Below are 16,926 nucleotides of genomic sequence, written 5' to 3'. Positions count from 1 at the left end.
ATGCGGACTGTCTTGAACTCGCGCCAACGGCCCTGAGTTGCAACGATGGATCGATGCTAACTTCCGAGCCTGACGGCAACAATCCGTCGCAATCGCAAATGACTATTGCTTTTTCAGCAACGAAGTTCGGCTTTTCTCTTCGGGGTTTGTGAAGGGTTACTGCGAACGCTAGAGAGATAAAACAAACGGGCAGCTACTTGAGCCGCCCATCCAGAGGTCATACCTGAATCAATCTCAGCAATTGCCTAGTTCTTCAACGAAACCTGTTTGGCCTCGATTTTCAGGTCGCTGAGACGCTTGAGCATTGCGATGATGTTCACGCGAGCGGAGCCCTCGTTGGCCAAGCGCAGACGCTTCACGCCAATGACGGAATCGCCGAAGCCTGCCGTGAAAGGCGTACGGATGACTTCACGCAGGACAACCTTGTTGGTCACTGCTTCCACCAACGTGTATTCCACCTCGCTGGTCACCTCGAAGTTGAGGCCGAACAGAGGCTGGTCAACGCGCAGCAAGTTCGCCCGCAGTGCATAAGAGGCGGACTCGTTGCCAAGCAGATCAGCGTTAGCGAGCGATTGCTTGAGTGCAGCGCCGAAGTCAGGGCTGTCGATTTCCGAAGTCCATAGCGGATTGGTTTTATCCCCGCCATTTACCTCCGAAACCCGCACGTTATTCTTTAGTTGTGCATCATAGGTGCTTGCCTTGTCTTGATCAGCCGCGACCGTCATGCCGGAAATTTGGGCGGATGTGGCACAGCCAGTGCAGAGTGCGATCAGGGCAGAAGCTAACAGCAGGCGCAGATAAGTCATTCAAAGATCCTTGAGAGTGTAAATTCCAACGAGGTCGCGAATGCTAGCACTTAGCCACTTTTTCAGCCATCCATCCCTTTCACCCACAGGTCTTTCAATGCCCAGGAAATCGCCACCCAACGAAGCCCCCGCCACCGCCGCCGACATCGAACGCTCCATCCAGGCCTTGAACAAAATGGCCGAGCGCCTCTGGGGCGAAGGTCGGGAAGCAGAAGCCAAGGCTCTGATCGATGCGCTGGACGCACTGAACCGCGCGCTCGACCGAATTCGCATTGGCGAAAGCCGGCGGGTCGTCACGCTGCATTGATGCGCCAGATTCAGACTCGATAAAACTCCCGATACCAATCCACGAACGCCTTCACCCCCTGCTCGACCGGCACTTGCGGGCTGAAACCGATGCAATCCGAAAGCGCGGAAACGTCGGCCCAAGTCTTGACCACGTCGCCTTCCTGCATCGGTAAATACCGCCGCTGCGCCTTGATGCCCAGCGCCGCTTCCAGGCACTCGACAAAGCTCAGCAAAGCCACGGGACTGCCACGGCCGATATTGAAGAGACGATTCGTCCCGCGCTCGCCGCTAAGCGCTGGCGGTTGGTCGTGCAATCGGTAAATGGCTTCGACGATGTCGTCGATGTAGGTGAAATCCCGCGACATCTCGCCCTGATTGAACAGGTCGATGGCGCGGCCCTGGAGCATCGCTGCGGTGAATTTGAACAACGCCATGTCGGGCCGGCCCCACGGGCCATACACGGTAAAAAAACGCAGGCCCGTCGCGCGTAATCCGTATAGATGGCAATAGCTGTGAGCGAGCAGTTCGTTGGCACGTTTGGTCGCGGCGTACAGCGAAACCGGCGAGTCGACCTGGTCGCTCTCACGGAACGGCATGTGACGATTGGCGCCGTACACCGAGCTGCTTGAGGCGTAAATCAGGTGCGCTGGCGCAAACTGCCGGCAGGCTTCCAGAATGTTGAGAAACCCCAACAGATTGGACTGCGAGTAGGCATCCGGGTTGTCGAGGGAATAGCGCACGCCAGCCTGTGCAGCCAGATGGATGACGTGATCGAAGTTGTACCGTTGGAATAGCGCCGCCAGCGCAGGTTTGTCGACGATGTCGATCGGGTAAAAGTGAAAGTTGTCCGTCGCCTGCAATGTTTGCAGACGGGCCTGTTTCAACGTCACATCGTAGTAGTGGTTGAGGTTGTCGATGCCGACGACGTCCACCCCTTCCAGGCATAAACGCAGAGCCGTGTGATATCCAATGAATCCAGCCGCGCCCGTTATCAGAAGGGTCATGACAGAAACTCCTGTGCAACACCATATCGGTGATTAAAGGCTGCATCGCCGGCAATCAGGCAAGCACGGACGATGTGATCATCCGGCAACGGCCTTGGCGCATGAAGCTTGGACCTAGTTCTGTGACAAGACAACTATCAGCACTTCTCTAGTTGCGCTATTGGCCAATAGCGCATGCATAACAACGCGTTGCGCGCACTACAGCAAGTGACGCCCACCACTGGCAATGCAACTAATTTGATATCATTTGTAGCAACTAACTCGCACCGACCACCGATCATTGAAAAAGTTTAAAACTTAAAAACATATTTTTTTATTTAGCAAATACAATACGTTAAGTGCATAGCGATTAAAAAATGGATAAAAGGCAATCTTTTTGACTGTTATTAATTGACAGCTTGCGAAGACTGGCCGATAACTACTTCCTGCTCACGGGTGACAGTGCAGACACACCTGTTCATGTCCCCCAACACTGGGCAACTTATGTAACCAAAAATCTTCAAGGTCGCGAATGCGGACCGTGCGGTAGCTTTGCTTAAACAAAAACCGCCGAAGATTAATATCCGAAACACCGTTGCATATAACAATAATGCGCCTCAAGTGATTCATATTTGAAACACTTCCCCCTGCCAATAAAGACATTGATGCATCTGGCTTGGCCACTTTGCCTTGATCAGCCTACTACCTACTAGCCAGCACGACGGCACGTCCGAAGTTATCGGCCGCCCTGCTGAAACGATCGCTATGTATGGAGTACTCCAGCATGCTAACAGTTTGCCGCAACGGTTCTAACTGGTACTTATTGCAGTGCAAGCCCCGCCAGGATGAACGGGCACAACTCAACTTACAGCAACAAAACTACATGACCTTTCGTCCGCAGCTGATGAGCGAACGAAGTGTCCGTGGCAAACGTCACCGGGTGCTTGAATCGCTGTTTCCCGGTTATGTTTTTATTCAGTTGAGCCGCGATGACAATTGGGCGCCGATCCGTTCCACACGGGGGGTGAGCCGCATCGTCGAGTTCAATCACGTTCCCGCCATGGTCGAGGAACAGGTGATCGCGCATTTGCGTGACCGCAGCCTAGAGTCGATTGGCTTTCCTGCCGATCACGCCCTTGAGCCCGGTGAGCCGCTGCAAATCATCCAGGGCCCGTTGTCGCCGCTGGAAGGCGTGTTCATGTCCATGCAAGGCGACGAGCGCGTGATGCTCCTGCTGCAGTTTCTCAACCGGCAGCAGCATGTCTGCGTACCGCTGCGACACCTCGAACGTCAGCGGCAATAGCCTCCAACCCCGCCAAGCCTGACATCGACATCCCCGTTCAGGAGCAGCCGCCAATGGCCCTGAAGTCTCGCTGTCCCGCCGCGCTGTTCGTGGCCTGTTTGTTTCCCGAAGCGGCGTGGAGTACGGACCCGCAAGCCATCAACGTGTATGGCTTCGACTTCACCCCGACCTTCGCGTTGTCGGAAAGCTACGACGACAACTTTCGCGAAGTGGAACACGACGTCGAGTCGACCATGGTCACTCGCCTGGCCCCCGCTTTCGAACTCAAGGCCGAGGATCGCAACAGCGCCACCCGGGTGATCTGGGAGCCGACCCGCTACATCTATCACCAGGCCAGCGACGCCTCCAATACCGCCCAGCGTCTGCGGGCCGACAGCATCATGGAGTTCACAGATCGCCATCGCCTGAAACTTGAAGCCGAAGCCCGCAAATACGAGCGCACTACCTCGACCGCCGTCGATGGCATCAACGACAAGATCGAGAGCACGCGTGTCGGTGGCGTCTACACCTTCGGTGCCCGCAGCGCCGCCAACCAGATCGACTTCGGTGCCAATTACGCGCAACTGCGCTACGACAACGGCGACGGCATCAATGACGACAAGGAACGCAACACCAGCAACCTGAGCACCACCTGGTATCACCGGCTCGGCAGCAAAACCCGAGGCTTGCTCGAATACGACCACACCCGCTTCGACTACCTGCAATCGAACAGCCCGCGCAGCAGCCGCTCCGATGCCGTGCTCGCCGGCGCCGAATGGGACCTGACGGCGAGAACCACCGGCAAGGTGCGCGTCGGTTACGAGCGCAAGAACTTCGATGAAAGCGGTTCGGATGACCTGAGCAATCCGACCTGGCAAGTGGATCTGGCGTGGAAACCGCGTACCTACTCGACCTTCTCGTTCCTCGCCCGCCAAGCCATGGCCGAGGGCGATGACGGCTCGGACGCAGTGAAAGCCACCTTCACCCAGATCGGCTGGCGCCATGGCTGGACCGAGCGTATCACCACCGTCGCCGAGGCCGGCATGGGCCATTACGTCTACGAAGGCCAGAGCCGCAGCGACGATCTGCAGGATTACAAGCTCGGCGTGATCTACAAGATGCGCCGCTGGCTGGATATCGAAGCCGCCTATCGCCACCGCGATAACGACTCCGATGCGGCAAACGAAAGCTTCACCCGCAATGTGTTCCAGATCACTTTCGACGTCAGTCTGTAAGAGGGTTGGGCCATGAACACGCGCCTGATGTTGCTGCTGTTATTGCTATGGATCACACCGACTGTCGAGGCCGCAGACCCCGGCACCAATTACCGTTTGGCCGCCGGTGATGTCTTGCGCATTACCGTGTTCGGCGAGCCCGAGTTGAGCTTCAAGAAGATCCGCCTGAATGATTCCGGCACCTTCTCTTATCCGTTTTTAGGCGAAATCGTTGCCATGGGCCTGACGCCCAATCAGGTCGAACAGAAAATCGTCGATGGCCTCAAGCAAGGCTACCTCGTCGATCCGAAAGTCAGCCTCGCCCAGATCGAATACCGCCCCTTCTACATCAATGGCGAGGTGCAAAAACCCGGCAGCTATCCCTTCCAGCCGGGCCTGACCCTGGAAAAAGCCATTGCGCTGGGCGGCGGCCTCACCGAACGCGCCTCGATGAAACGCGTAACGATCCTGCGCGGCAGCGGCGGGCCACCGGTCACCGATAACATTTCGCGCACCACCGTCATCGCCCCCGGCGACACCATTTCCATTGCACAAGGCTTTTTCTGATCATGGACAACAGCCCTAGCACCTACCTCGAACGTCCACTCCAGACACACCAGGCGCAAGCGTCCGGTGACGAGTCGGACACCCTTGATCTCCTGCAATTGTGGCGCGTCGTCTGGTCCGCCAAGTGGAACATTGCCTGGCTGGTGCTGATCAGTTGCGCACTCGCCGTGGTGATTCTGTCCTTCATCACGCCGCAATACGTCGGCAGCGCGACGCTGTTGATCAAGGACAAGACGCCGCCGGTGCTCAGCTTTCAGCAAGCCGCCGATTCCAGAGACGGCGGCACCACCACGGATTACTTGCAAACCCAGCAGGCACTTCTGCAATCGCGGGATCTGGCTGAACGCGCGGTGCGCAAACTTGGCTTGACCACCCATCCGTTGACCGACCCGCGCCAACAACCCAAACGCTGGTTCGCGCCGCGCCAATGGCTGGCGGACCTCAACGCCGGTCAGTGGCTGCCGTGGCTGGATCTGCTGCCGCCGCCCAAACCCGCGCCGACCGAGGAGGACGTGTTCAACGACGTCACGCAAAACCTCATGCTGCACACCAGCGTCAAATTCGTCGGCAAGAGCCAACTGCTGGAAATCGACGTCGAACTGCCCGACCCGGCCCTCGCCGCCGCTGCCGCCAATGCCCTCGCCCAAGGTTTCATCGATAGCCAGCAGGACACCAGCCTGAAGTCCTCGCAGAACAACACCAGTTGGATGAACACGCGCTTGGTCGAGTTGCGCGACAACCTGCGCGTCGCCGAGAACAAACTGCAGGCGTACCGCGAAGAGCAAGGCCTGGTGGACGTCGACGGCGTCGCCACCATCAGCGCCAACGAACTGCAAATGACCGGCAACCGCATGATCGATGCGCGGCGGGATCGCGCCGAAGCCGAGAGCCAGTTCCGTCAGGCGCAGTCCCTGAGCAATGGCGATATCAGTCGTCTGTCCAGTGTTCCGGCGGTGCTGAGCAATCCGTTGATCCAGCAGTTCCAGGCCGATCTGGCCAAGGCGCAGGCCAAAGTCGAAGAGTTGTCGGGCCGGTATGGGCCGAAACACCCGGCGCTGATTTCCGCCCGCTCGGAACAGCGCACCGCCGCCAACAGCCTGCGCCTGCAAGTGCAGCAAGTGGTGGCCGGCATCGAGCGCCAATATCAATTGTCGGTGGCCAGCGAGGACGCCCTGCGCAAATCGTTCAACAGCAACAAGGCGCAGATTCAGGACATTTCGCGCAAGGAATTCCAGCTCCGCGAGTTCCAGCGCGAAGTCGACAGCAACCGTGCACTGTACGAAACCTTCGTCACCCGCCTGAAAGAAACCGCCGCCACCTCTGACATGGATTCCGCCAAGGCGCGCATCGTCGATCCGGCGATCATGCCGCTGGAAGCGAGCAAACCGCGCAAATCCCTGATCGTCGCGATCGTTGCACTGGTCGCCGCCGTGATCGGCATCGCCCTCGCCTTCCTCTTCGATACGCTGAGCAACACCTTCAAAACCGACGACACCGTCGAAAGCCTGCTGAACGTACCGTTGCTCAGCGTAGTGCCGCTGGTGGTGAAAAAAAGCCGTCGCCAGTTGGCCCGGCTGTTCGAGGACAACGACCACCCGAGATTCTGCGAGACGATTCGCAACCTGCGCACCTGGTTGATGCTGCAAAGCAGCGAAGCGCCGTCGCAAGTGGTGCTGGTGACGTCCTCGGTGTCGGGCGAAGGCAAAAGCACCATTGCCAACAACCTCGCGTGCTCCCTTGCTTCGCTTGAACGGGTGTTGTTGATCGACGCCGACATGCGTCAGCCGACGCTGTCGCTGAACTTCGATTTCCCGGCGGAAAACCCAGGGCTGGCCAACCTGATGGCCGGCACTGCGCGCCTCGAAGACTGCATCCGCACCGTCGGCAATCTCGACATGCTCCCGGCCGGTTGCCTGACGCCCTCGGCACTCGACCCGTTTGACACCCCACGCCTGAGATCGCCGAGCGGCGGGCGCTACGCCGTTGCTCAACCGCCGGCGCAGGACTTGCTCAGTTCGCCACGACTGGGACGCATGCTCGAAGTGCTGAAGACCCGCTATCGCCACATCATCATCGATTCGCCACCGGCGGAAATCGTCAGCGATGCGTTGCTCCTGGCCAAGCATTCGGACGCGGTGATCTACGTGGTCAAGGCGCAGAGCACTCCGGTCGGCCAGGTGCGCAAAAGCATCGCCATGCTCCAGCAGAGCCAGGCGCCGCTGTTCGGCGTGGTACTCAATCAGGTCGATCTGCGCAAGGCGCGCAAGTACGGCCACGGCCACTCCCGATCCTTCTACGAATACGACTTCGCAGCGCGCTGATCTCGCGGGCCGTGCCGCCCGCCAACGCTGCATTCCCCCGTCTGTCGAATCGGAGATCGAGCCGATGACATCGCAATATTCCGCGCAAATGGCACAACGCCGTGGCCTCACGTTCTGGGGGCAATGGTTGTGCGCGATGACCTTGGTCAACCTGTTGCTGATTGTGCTGGTGCACTGGCGCGTCGGTGACTTGCCCAGTGAATACCGGGTGCTGATGAGCCTGACGGTGCTCGGCTCGCTGCCGGTTTACAGCCTGGTGCAGGTCTATCACAAGCGCCACGGCTTACTGATCGGGCTAAGCCGCTTGCTCGCTGGCTGGCTGATCCTGCTGGGGTTGCTGATGAGCATCGCCTTCGTGACCCAGACCAGCGCGCTGTTCTCCCGCCAGGTGATCATCGTCTGGGCAGTCGCGGGATTTCTTGCTCAGGCCGCGAGTTTTCTGCCGTTGCATCTGTTTGTGCGGTTGTACACGCGCAAGATCTGCAACGAGCGCCGCGCCGTGATCATCGGCACCTGCCCGACCTCCCATGAACTGGCGAGAAAACTCTTCGATCCGGAACGGCCGATGCTGCTCGGCTTTGTCGGCACGGCGGACAGCGGCCCGGCGCCGAGTATTCTGCCGTTGCTCGGCCAAGTCGAAGACATCCGCGAAATCATCACGCGCCTGCAGGCACGCCGGGTCTACATCGTCTTGCCGATGGCCGAGGCGGCGACGATCGAAGCGCTGTACATCAACTTGCTCGACATGAACGTCGACGTGGTGTGGATTCCGGATCTGGGCAGCATGGTGCTGCTCAATCACTCGATCTCGGAAATCGAGCGGATGCCGGCGATCTACCTCAACGAAAGCCTGCTCACCTCGCACCCCGGCAGCCTGTTCTGCAAAGACTTGTTCGAACGCAGCGTGGCTGCCGTGGCGATCATCCTGCTCAGCCCTTTGCTGCTGGGAGTCGCCATCGCGATCAAGCTGACCTCGGCGGGCCCGGTGCTGTTCAAGCAGAACCGCCACGGCTGCGACGGCGAAGTGATCCGGGTGTGGAAATTCCGCTCGATGCGCCAGCACGACGATCAGCAAGTGCGCCAGGCCACCCGTGACGATGACCGCGTGACGCCGCTCGGGCGCTTTTTGCGGCGCAGTTCCATCGATGAGCTGCCGCAACTGTTCAACGTGCTGTTCGGCCACATGGCGCTGGTCGGGCCACGGCCCCACGCCGTCACTCACAACATCTACTACACCGGCAAGGTGCACGCCTACATGGCGCGCCACCGCCTCAAACCCGGCATCACCGGTCTGGCGCAGATCACTGGCCACCGGGGTGAAACCGAGACCCTCGACAAGATGCAGCAACGGGTCGCCCAAGACCTCAACTACATCAACCAATGGTCACTCTGGCTGGACATCAAGATCCTGCTGAAGACGCCCTTCACCCTGTTCTCGAAAAACATCTACTGACAGCGGCCACCTCGCTGGCCCGCCCCACCGCGCATGAGGTTTTCCCATGAATGTGAGTGTATTCGGTATCGGTTATGTCGGACTGGTCCAGGGCGCCGCGCTGGCCGAGGTCGGCCACAACGTGCTCTGCGTGGATGTCGACAGCGCCAAGGTTCAGGCCTTGAACGACGGCACCCTGCCCTTGTATGAACCGGGTCTGAAAAGCCTGGTGCGCGACAATCACCAGAGCGGGCGCCTGCAATTTGGCAGCGATCTGGCCAGCGCCGTCACTCACGGCGAGGTGCTCCTGATTGCCGTCGGCACACCGCCGGATGAGGACGGCTCGGCTGACCTCAAACACGTCCTCAGTGTCGCCCGTACCATCGGCCAACACCTGCGCGGCGAGCAGATCATCGTCGACAAATCGACGGTGCCGGTGGGCACTGCGGACCGGGTGCGCGACTGCATCCATGAAGTGTTGCTGGAGTCCGGCCGTAGCGATCTGACGTTCGATGTGGTTTCCAACCCGGAATTCCTCAAGGAAGGCTGCGCGGTCGAAGACTGCCTGCGCCCGGACCGGATCATCATCGGCACCGACAGCCCGCACGCCGAAGCAGTGATGCGCGAGTTGTACGAGCCGTTCAATCGCAACCGCGAAAAAATCATCGTCATGGACGTGCGCAGCGCCGAGCTGACCAAATACGCGGCCAACTGCATGCTCGCGACCAAGATCAGCTTCATGAACGAGATGGCCGGACTCGCCGAAAAGCTCGGCGCCGACATCGAAATGGTCCGCCACGGCATCGGCTCGGATCCGCGCATCGGCTATCAGTTCATCTACCCCGGCGTCGGCTATGGCGGCTCATGTTTTCCCAAGGATGTACGGGCGCTGATTCATGCAGCCCAAGGCGTCGACATCGATGCGCGCATGCTCAAAGCCGTCGAGTCGCGCAACAACGAGCAGAAAACCACGCTGTTTCACAAGATCGCCGATCACTTCAACGGCGCGCTGGAAGGCAAGACCTTTGCCGTGTGGGGGCTGAGTTTCAAACCCAATACCGATGACATGCGCGAGGCACCCAGTCGCGTGTTGATGGAAGCGCTGTGGCGCGCCGGCGCCAGCGTGCAGGCGTTCGACCCGAAGGCGATGGAACAGACCCAGCAACTGTACGGCGCCCGTGAAGACCTGACGTTGGCCGGGACCAAGGAAGCCGCGCTGAAAAACGCCGATGCGCTGGTCATCGTCACCGAATGGTCGTCGTTTCGCGCCCCGGATTTCGAACTGCTCGCGCGCTTGCTCAAACAACCGCTGATCTTCGATGGCCGCAACCTGTTTGATCCGCAGCGCCTGAGCAGCCGCGGGTTCACCTACATCAGCGTCGGTCGCCCGACCCACGACGCCCAGGCACAAGGCCTCGCATCATGATCCGTCTGGAACTGGTGGACCATTATTCGCCGGCCTTGCTGGATTCGAACCGGGCCTTTTCGTTTATCAATTTCGCCTCCATCGGCAGCTTCATGCACCAGCCCGCGCAGTCGTTGGCGTACTTTTGCGACGGCATGCTGATGTCCGGTTTCATGTCGCGCATCACCGGGCGTGCGGTGGAACGGGTCAGTTTCGACTTTACCTCCATCGCCGATCCGGTGTTGCGCGAGTGCGAGCAACGCGGCAAGCGGGTCTACCTCGTCGGCGCTCGTCAGTCTGAACTGGAACGCTTCGTCGAAAAACTCGGCAAGCAGTACCCGCGCCTGCATCTGGTCGGCACGCACAACGGCTATTTCGACGCCGAACAAGCTGTGGCGCTGCAGGCCGACATTCGCCGTTGTCGGACCAACGTGCTGCTGGTCGGCCTCGGCGCCGGTTTGCAGGAACGCTTTGTGCTGCAAGCCCTGCAAGGCGGTTTCAGCGGCGTGGCGTTTACCTGCGGCGGGTTCATTCGCCAGGAAGCCGACGCCAGCGAGCGCTACTACCCCGACGCCATCAACCGCCTGCACTTGCGCGCGTTCTATCGCATGTACCGCGAGCCCCACACGATCAAACGTTACCTGCTCGATTACCCGAGCAACGCGCTGCGCCTGACCGAATTGATTTTGCGTCGTCAGGTCGCCATCGATGTCACTGCCCCGTGAGGATCACGCCGATGCATATTCTGTTCACCCTCAAGGATTACCAGACTGGCGGCGGCGTCGAGTGCGTGCAGCAACGGCTGGCCGAGCAGTTTCTGCAGGATGGTCGCCGGGTGAGTTTCTTCGTCATGAACGGCGATTCACCCGACGTCGACGGCGCACCGAGCAGTGCCGGCGGCGGCAGCGGCTTGCGTGGATTGCTCAGCTCGATTGTGTTGCTCCGCCGGTTGATTCGTCGCGAAGGCGTCACGCACCTGATCGGCGCCAAGGAGCAAGCGAATCTGTGCACGTGGTTCGCCACGCTCGGCAGCCCCTGCAAAGTCATTTACAGCCGCCACGCCGCGCTCGATTGTGCCGAGCAGAAAACCGGCCTCGCCAGCCTGCGCCTGTTGTACGCGCTGTACCTGTGCGGCAGCGGCAAGGTCGTTGCGGTGTCGCAGGGCTTGCGCCAATCGCTGACGCGGCTCATGCCGTGGGGGCAACCGCGCATTCGTTACTGCCCGAACGCGGTGATCACCGAGCAATTGTTGCGGGCCGCGCAAGCGCCGTTACCCGGCGGCGTGCCCCATCATTTTTGGCTGGGCATCGGTCGGCTGGTGCAACCCAAGGGTTTTCATTTGCTGTTGGAAGCCTATGCGCTGGCGGCGAAGCAACGGGCGTTGCCGTATCTGGTGATTGCTGGCGACGGCCCGATGCGCACCGCGCTTGAAGAACAGGCTGTCAGGCTCGGCATCGAACGCCAGGTGCATTTCACCGGGCATTTGCGCAATCCCTATCCGCTGATCCGTCAGGCGCGCCTGCTGATTCTCAGCTCGCTGCACGAAGGCTTGCCGACGGTGCTGGTTGAGGCGCTGGCGCTGGGCACGCCGGTGGTTTCGACCGATTGCGGCAGCGGCCCGCGTGAGCTGCTCGATAACGGTCGCCTCGGGCGTTTGGTCAACGTCGATGATGTGCCGGCGCTGGCCGAGTCGCTGCTCGACAGCCTCGACAACGCCACACCCGCGCGGCATTCCGTCAGCGAGGCGATCCGCCCCTACACCAGCCAATACGCCGCCGAAGCCTACTATCAGGTGTGGCAGCGATGAAAAATCTGCTGATCATTCTGCAAGACCTCGGTGCTGGCGGCGCGGAGAAAATGATGGTGCGTCTGGCCAGCGCACTGGTCGAGGCCGGCAATGAAGTGACGCTGCTGATGCTTACGGGCGATGGCGTCAATCTCGCCGCGCTCGATCCACGGGTGCGGCAAGTGCGGTTGCAAAGTCCCCGCAGCGCCGCTGCCGTGCCGGCGCTGACACGCTTCCTGCGCGCCAACCGTTTCGATGCGCAACTGGCCGCACTCACCCACGTCAACGTCGTGGCCATTGCCGCCGCGACGTTATCCGGCACACTGAAACGCCTGCACGTCAGCGAGCGCAACGCGTTCTCCCGAGACAAACATGTCAACCCGGCCCTGTCGGTGCGGTTCGCCTATTGGCTGGCGCCGTGGCTGTATCGGTTGATTCCCAACCCGGTGATCTGCGTTTCACAGGGCGTCGCTCAGGATCTTGTCGACAGCACCATCGCCCGCCCGCGAGACGTCACCACCGCCGACAACCCGGTACTCGACAATGATTTTCGCGAGCGCCCGCCCGCCGCCGCTCGCCATCCGTGGCTGCGGGACAAAGCCACACCGATGATTGTTGCGGTGGGACGACTGGCCCGGCAAAAAGGCTTCGACACCCTGCTCGACGCCTTTGCGCGTCTGCCGGATCCCACGGTGCGCCTGATCATTTTCGGCGAAGGCTCGCTGCGCAGTGACTTGCTCGCACGGGCCACGGCGCTTGGCGTGGCGCAACGTTTCGACCTGCCCGGCTACGCCGCCGACCCCATCGCCGAAATCGCCCGGGCCGATTGCTTTGTTTTGTCGTCACGCTTCGAAGGCAGCCCCAATGCGTTGGTCGAAGCCCTGTCGACGGGCACGCCGGTAGTGGCGACACGTTGCCCGTATGGCCCACAGGAAATCCTTGCCGATGGCCGCGTCGCGCCTTTGGTTGACGTCGATGACCCGGTGGCACTCGCCGAAGCCATCCGCGCGCAATTGGCCAGTCCTCGGGCGCTGAATCGACAACAGCGCATCAATGCGGCCGCCCGATTTATCAATGCACGCGCCGTGCAGACCTATCTGCAAGCCTTGCTTGGGAGGCCGCAGCAATGAACCGGCTGCAAGTGCGTTACTCAACGCTGGGCGATGCATTCACCTTGTTCGGCGTGTTGTTTTACACCCAGGTGATCAGCTTCTTTCTGCGCTTGGGTAACGTCAGCGTGCTGGACGATGCGCAGCAGGATCTGGAAGGCAACGTCGCCAATCAGGTTTGCGGGTTGTTAACGTTGCTGGTGCCACTGTTCTTCTTCGTCCGCCAGAAAATCTTCCTGAGCAAAAGCTTCTACCGACAGAATTTCTTCCTGTTGCTGTTTCTCGCCTGCGTGGCGGCGTCGATCAGTTGGTCAAGCGAGCCGATGCTCAGTTTCAAGCGTTTCGTGGCCCTGCTCAGCGTGGTGTTTTTTGCCGGTTTCATTGCCTATCGCTACAGCCTGGAGCGCATTGCTTTCCTGTTCGGTTGCGTGATTGGCGCGGCGGCGTTGGTCGGGCTGATTTTTGCCCTGATTCGACCGGACATCGCCTTTATTGCCGGCGGTATTCGCGACGGCGCCTTTCGCGGAATCTTCGCGGAAAAGAACGCCGGGGCACGCCTCAATGCCATCGCGATCCTGTTGCTGCTGCCGATGATTCGCCAACGCAACCCGTTGGCGATGTTCTATGGCTTATGCGCGTTGATTGCCATTGGCCTGGCGCAATCGGCGACGGCAATTGCGCTGATCGTCGCGGGCGGCGTCAGCTATGGCTATTTTCTGCTGTTGATCCGCTTGCGCATCAACCGCTCGATGGCCACGCTGTTCGCCGCGACGATCGTGTTCTTTCTGCTGTGCCTGCTGCTCTACGCCAATTACGCGCTGCTGCTGGAACTGGTCGGGCGCGACCCGTCGCTCACCGACCGCACGCTGATCTGGGAATTGCTGCAGCCGTTGATCGATGACCGCTTTATCAAGGGTTACGGCTTTGGTGCGTTCTGGGCCAGTGCCGATGCCGACGCGTTCATCAATCGCTGGGGCTACATCGGCAACGCCCACAGCGGCTACGTCGAAACGCTGCTCAATGGCGGAATGATTCAGCTCATCGCGTTGCTGCTGCTGTTTGCCCAGGCCTTGGTCAAACGCTATCGCGCCATCACCACCGCCGATCAATCCGCCCGCTATCAGGCTTGCGCGCTGGTGATCATCGGCCTGTTCGTCGTCACCAACTACGTCGCCTACGTGATCCCCAACTACCGCTCGGGCGAGTTTCTGCTGTTTTGCGTGTTGAGCCTGACGTTCCGTCATCAGCAGATCAAACGCACGGCGCAGCGCCCCGTCGCCGTGGACGCCCGCCCTTTGCGCAGCGCCTTCAAGGAGCAACGACCATGCTGAACAACCCTCCGAAGATGCCCGTCACGGTGTGCGTGGTGATTCCGCTGTACAACGCCGCCGCGAGCATTGCCCGCACGCTGGATTCGGTGTGCGAGCAAACCCGTCTGCCGGACAGAGTGATCGTCGTCGATGACGGCTCCAGCGATGCCGGCGCGCAAATCGTCAAAGACTATGTGGCGCCGTTCCCGTTGCAGCTGTTGCAACAGGCCAACCAGGGCCCGGCCACGGCGCGCAATCGCGGGATTTTCGCGGCGCAGGAAACCTTCATTGCCTTCCTCGACGCCGACGACCGCTGGCACCCGCAGAAGCTGGAAAAGCAATTGGCGCTGTACGCCGAACTGGCCCGAAAAGGTCATCAGGTCGGCCTCATCGATTGCTATCAGATGAGTGAATTCGATGACGGTAAACGACAACTGGAAGATCGCCGCAAAAACGGTGATCACTTTGCCGATTTCATGCGCGAGAACATGATCAATGGCACCTCGGGCGTGTTGGCATTGCGCGAAACCGTGGTTGCCATCGGCGGCTTCGACCAGCGCCTGCGCTTTGCCGAGGATCGCCTTTTGTGGACGCGGATTGCCGAGCTGCGCGAGATCCACACCGTGCCGCAGATTCTGCATTGGCGGGCCGTCAGCAGCACCAACATTACCGCGCAGCCGGAAAAGTACTACCCGCACAAGATCCGCTTTATCGAACTGTATCTGAGCCGCTACGGCGCGCGGCTGAGCCAGCAACAACGCATTCATTTCGTGCTGAGCAATCACGCCGAATTCCTCAATGCGTTTTCCCGGCGCGGCGACCATGCGCGGGTCATCGAGGTATTTCGGCAGATGCTTGCGCACTCATGGCAGACGTTGCTGTTGGCCCATGGCAAACCGACCCTGCGCTACCTCTACGCACGGGTAAAAACCTTGCGCCGAAACGCCTGAAGCCACCGTCCTTTCGCACAGGTCTTGCCCCATGGCCAATCACCGTTTGATGACGCTGATCTGGATCTTCACCGAAAAATTTGGCCTGATTTTCCTCTCGATGATCACTTTCGTCGTCTACGCGCATTTGTTGACCCCCACGGAGTTGGGCGTCGGCACGGTGATCATCGCCATCGTCGAAGTGGTCGGCATCCTGTTTTCCTCGATGCTCGAAGATCCCTTGGTGCGCTTGCAGCGCCTGGAAGAAAAACACGTCAGCAGCGTGTTCTGGTTCGCGGTGCTGGTCAGTTTTGCGTCGATTCTGCTGATCGCGCTGGGCGCACTGCTCTACACCACGTCCACCGAGCTGCGCTGGATGACGGCGGTGGCGTCGGTGAAGATTCTGTTCACGCTGATGGCGCGGGTCTATGTGGCGCAGATGCGCCGCAGCGGCAACTTCAAGTTGCTGGCCTCGCGCACCTTGCTCGGCAAAATTGCCGGCGGCGTGGGTGGCGTGGCTGTCGCACTGCTGGGTTTCGGGCCATGGGCGGTGATTGCCCAGGCATTGATCATGGACTGCATCTCGACCGTGGTGCTGATGCGCAACGCCCGCCAGCGCATCCCCATGCACATTGACCGTCAGGTCCTGGGTGAACTGCTGCGCGCCGGCACGCCGGTGGCGATCAACGTCATGAGTTCGCAGACTCTGCAGCGCGGGGTCAATGTGATTTTGGGCATCACCGCCGGCGCCCACGCGGTGGGCATGTTCAACCTGGCCATGCGCATCATCGACCTGCCGCGCTCGGCGATCTACAACGGTTTGATGAGCTATGCCCTGCCGGTGTTTGCCCGGCGCAGTGCCGAGCCCGCGCGGTTGATCGGGGTGATCGGCGACTCAACGGCCATCAGCGGTTTTGTCCTCACGCCGCTGTTTTTCGGCATCGCCCTGACCGCCAATGACATCATCCTGTTGATCTTCGGTGCCAAGTGGGCCGACGCGATTCCGATGCTGCAAGTGCTGGCCTGCACCGCGGCGCTGGGCAATCTGGCGCTGTATGCGACCACCGCGCTGGTGGCGGTCAACCGCACGCACCTGACGCTTAAAGCCGAGGTCTTCACCACGCTGTTGGCGCTGGCGCTGGTGTACCTGCTCGGTGGGCCATTTGGCGGCATCGCGGCGGCATGGGCGCTGCTGCTGCGCATGCTGTTGATTACGCCGCTGCAGATACGCGGCCTGCACGCCGCGATCGGCTATCACTGGCGCACCTGTTTCGCATCCGGTTACCGCAGCATGGTCGCCTCCTCGGTGATGGCCGCTGCCGTGGTCTGGACGTCCGCACATTCGGGCTTGTCCGGTTACCTGCATCTGGCCGGCGACGTCGCTGTCGGCACGCTGACCTACGCGCTGGTCTACAGCCTGTTGCATCCGCGCTGGCCGCAAGAATTCAAGTTGGTGTTCACCGCCCGCTGACCTGCCTTTTCCACACTGGAGCA

The 16,926-nt window shown here is 60.3% G+C and carries 15 protein-coding genes; 13 read left to right on the top strand and 2 right to left on the bottom strand.

All coding sequences use genetic code 11. The annotated features are described in order from the left end of the window. Positions 1 to 245 precede the first annotated feature (245 nt). Entirely contained in the window at positions 246 to 806 is a 561-nt protein-coding gene (locus AC3Y64_RS12375) for a hypothetical protein (protein ID WP_489987671.1), read from the bottom strand. Positions 807 to 903: 97 nt separating this feature from the next. Here AC3Y64_RS12375 and AC3Y64_RS12370 point away from each other — a divergent pair, with 97 nt between their 5' ends. Continuing rightward, positions 904 to 1,113, top strand: a complete 210-nt coding sequence (locus tag AC3Y64_RS12370; protein ID WP_489987670.1) for a hypothetical protein — start codon at positions 904 to 906, stop codon at positions 1,111 to 1,113. A 10-nt stretch (positions 1,114 to 1,123) separates the two neighbouring features. On the opposite strand, the gene AC3Y64_RS12365 is transcribed toward AC3Y64_RS12370, so the two are convergent. Next, positions 1,124 to 2,098 carry an NAD-dependent epimerase/dehydratase family protein gene (locus tag AC3Y64_RS12365; protein ID WP_489987669.1) on the bottom strand — a complete coding sequence of 325 codons (975 nt, stop codon included), beginning with the start codon at positions 2,096 to 2,098 and terminating at the stop codon, positions 1,124 to 1,126. A 748-nt stretch (positions 2,099 to 2,846) separates the two neighbouring features. Here AC3Y64_RS12365 and rfaH point away from each other — a divergent pair. From rfaH to AC3Y64_RS12305, 12 genes are all read left to right on the top strand, one after another. Beyond that, positions 2,847 to 3,380 (top strand): transcription/translation regulatory transformer protein RfaH, encoded by a 534-nt coding sequence (rfaH, locus tag AC3Y64_RS12360; protein WP_489987668.1) that lies wholly within the window; start codon positions 2,847 to 2,849, stop codon positions 3,378 to 3,380. Positions 3,381 to 3,433: 53 nt separating this feature from the next. After that, positions 3,434 to 4,594 (top strand): outer membrane beta-barrel protein, encoded by a 1,161-nt coding sequence (locus tag AC3Y64_RS12355; RefSeq protein WP_489987667.1) that lies wholly within the window; start codon positions 3,434 to 3,436, stop codon positions 4,592 to 4,594. Positions 4,595 to 4,606: 12 nt separating this feature from the next. Next, positions 4,607 to 5,140, top strand: coding sequence for a polysaccharide biosynthesis/export family protein (locus AC3Y64_RS12350; protein WP_489987666.1), 534 nt, complete (start codon positions 4,607 to 4,609; stop codon positions 5,138 to 5,140). 2 nt (positions 5,141 to 5,142) lie between these two features. Continuing rightward, positions 5,143 to 7,461: a GumC family protein gene (locus AC3Y64_RS12345; RefSeq protein WP_489987665.1), complete on the top strand. Its 2,319-nt coding sequence runs from the start codon at positions 5,143 to 5,145 to the stop codon at positions 7,459 to 7,461. Positions 7,462 to 7,525: 64 nt separating this feature from the next. After that, the gene (locus tag AC3Y64_RS12340; protein WP_489987664.1) at positions 7,526 to 8,914 is read left to right on the top strand and encodes an undecaprenyl-phosphate glucose phosphotransferase; all 1,389 of its coding nucleotides are present in this window, start codon (positions 7,526 to 7,528) and stop codon (positions 8,912 to 8,914) included. 46 nt (positions 8,915 to 8,960) lie between these two features. Continuing rightward, a complete protein-coding gene (locus AC3Y64_RS12335; RefSeq protein WP_489987663.1) occupies positions 8,961 to 10,319 on the top strand; it encodes a UDP-glucose dehydrogenase family protein in 1,359 nt (452 codons plus the stop codon). Further along, the gene (locus AC3Y64_RS12330; RefSeq protein ID WP_489987662.1) at positions 10,316 to 11,023 is read left to right on the top strand and encodes a WecB/TagA/CpsF family glycosyltransferase; all 708 of its coding nucleotides are present in this window, start codon (positions 10,316 to 10,318) and stop codon (positions 11,021 to 11,023) included. The genes AC3Y64_RS12335 and AC3Y64_RS12330 overlap by 4 nt, the downstream gene beginning before the upstream one ends. A gap of 11 nt (positions 11,024 to 11,034) precedes the next feature. Further along, positions 11,035 to 12,105: a glycosyltransferase gene (locus AC3Y64_RS12325; RefSeq protein WP_489987661.1), complete on the top strand. Its 1,071-nt coding sequence runs from the start codon at positions 11,035 to 11,037 to the stop codon at positions 12,103 to 12,105. Continuing rightward, positions 12,102 to 13,214, top strand: a complete 1,113-nt coding sequence (locus tag AC3Y64_RS12320; RefSeq protein ID WP_489987660.1) for a glycosyltransferase — start codon at positions 12,102 to 12,104, stop codon at positions 13,212 to 13,214. Before AC3Y64_RS12325 ends, AC3Y64_RS12320 begins: the two co-directional genes overlap by 4 nt. Beyond that, entirely contained in the window at positions 13,211 to 14,524 is a 1,314-nt protein-coding gene (locus AC3Y64_RS12315; protein WP_489987659.1) for an O-antigen ligase family protein, read from the top strand. The genes AC3Y64_RS12320 and AC3Y64_RS12315 overlap by 4 nt, the downstream gene beginning before the upstream one ends. Then, positions 14,518 to 15,453: a glycosyltransferase family 2 protein gene (locus AC3Y64_RS12310; RefSeq protein ID WP_489987658.1), complete on the top strand. Its 936-nt coding sequence runs from the start codon at positions 14,518 to 14,520 to the stop codon at positions 15,451 to 15,453. The genes AC3Y64_RS12315 and AC3Y64_RS12310 overlap by 7 nt, the downstream gene beginning before the upstream one ends. A gap of 31 nt (positions 15,454 to 15,484) precedes the next feature. Then, positions 15,485 to 16,903, top strand: a complete 1,419-nt coding sequence (locus AC3Y64_RS12305; RefSeq protein ID WP_489987657.1) for an oligosaccharide flippase family protein — start codon at positions 15,485 to 15,487, stop codon at positions 16,901 to 16,903. Positions 16,904 to 16,926 lie beyond the last annotated feature (23 nt).

The organism is Pseudomonas sp. 4CAES_32.4 (assembly GCF_058136335.1).
Note: the sequence above shows the minus strand (reverse complement) of the source record. Positions and strands in the feature narration are given on the sequence as shown.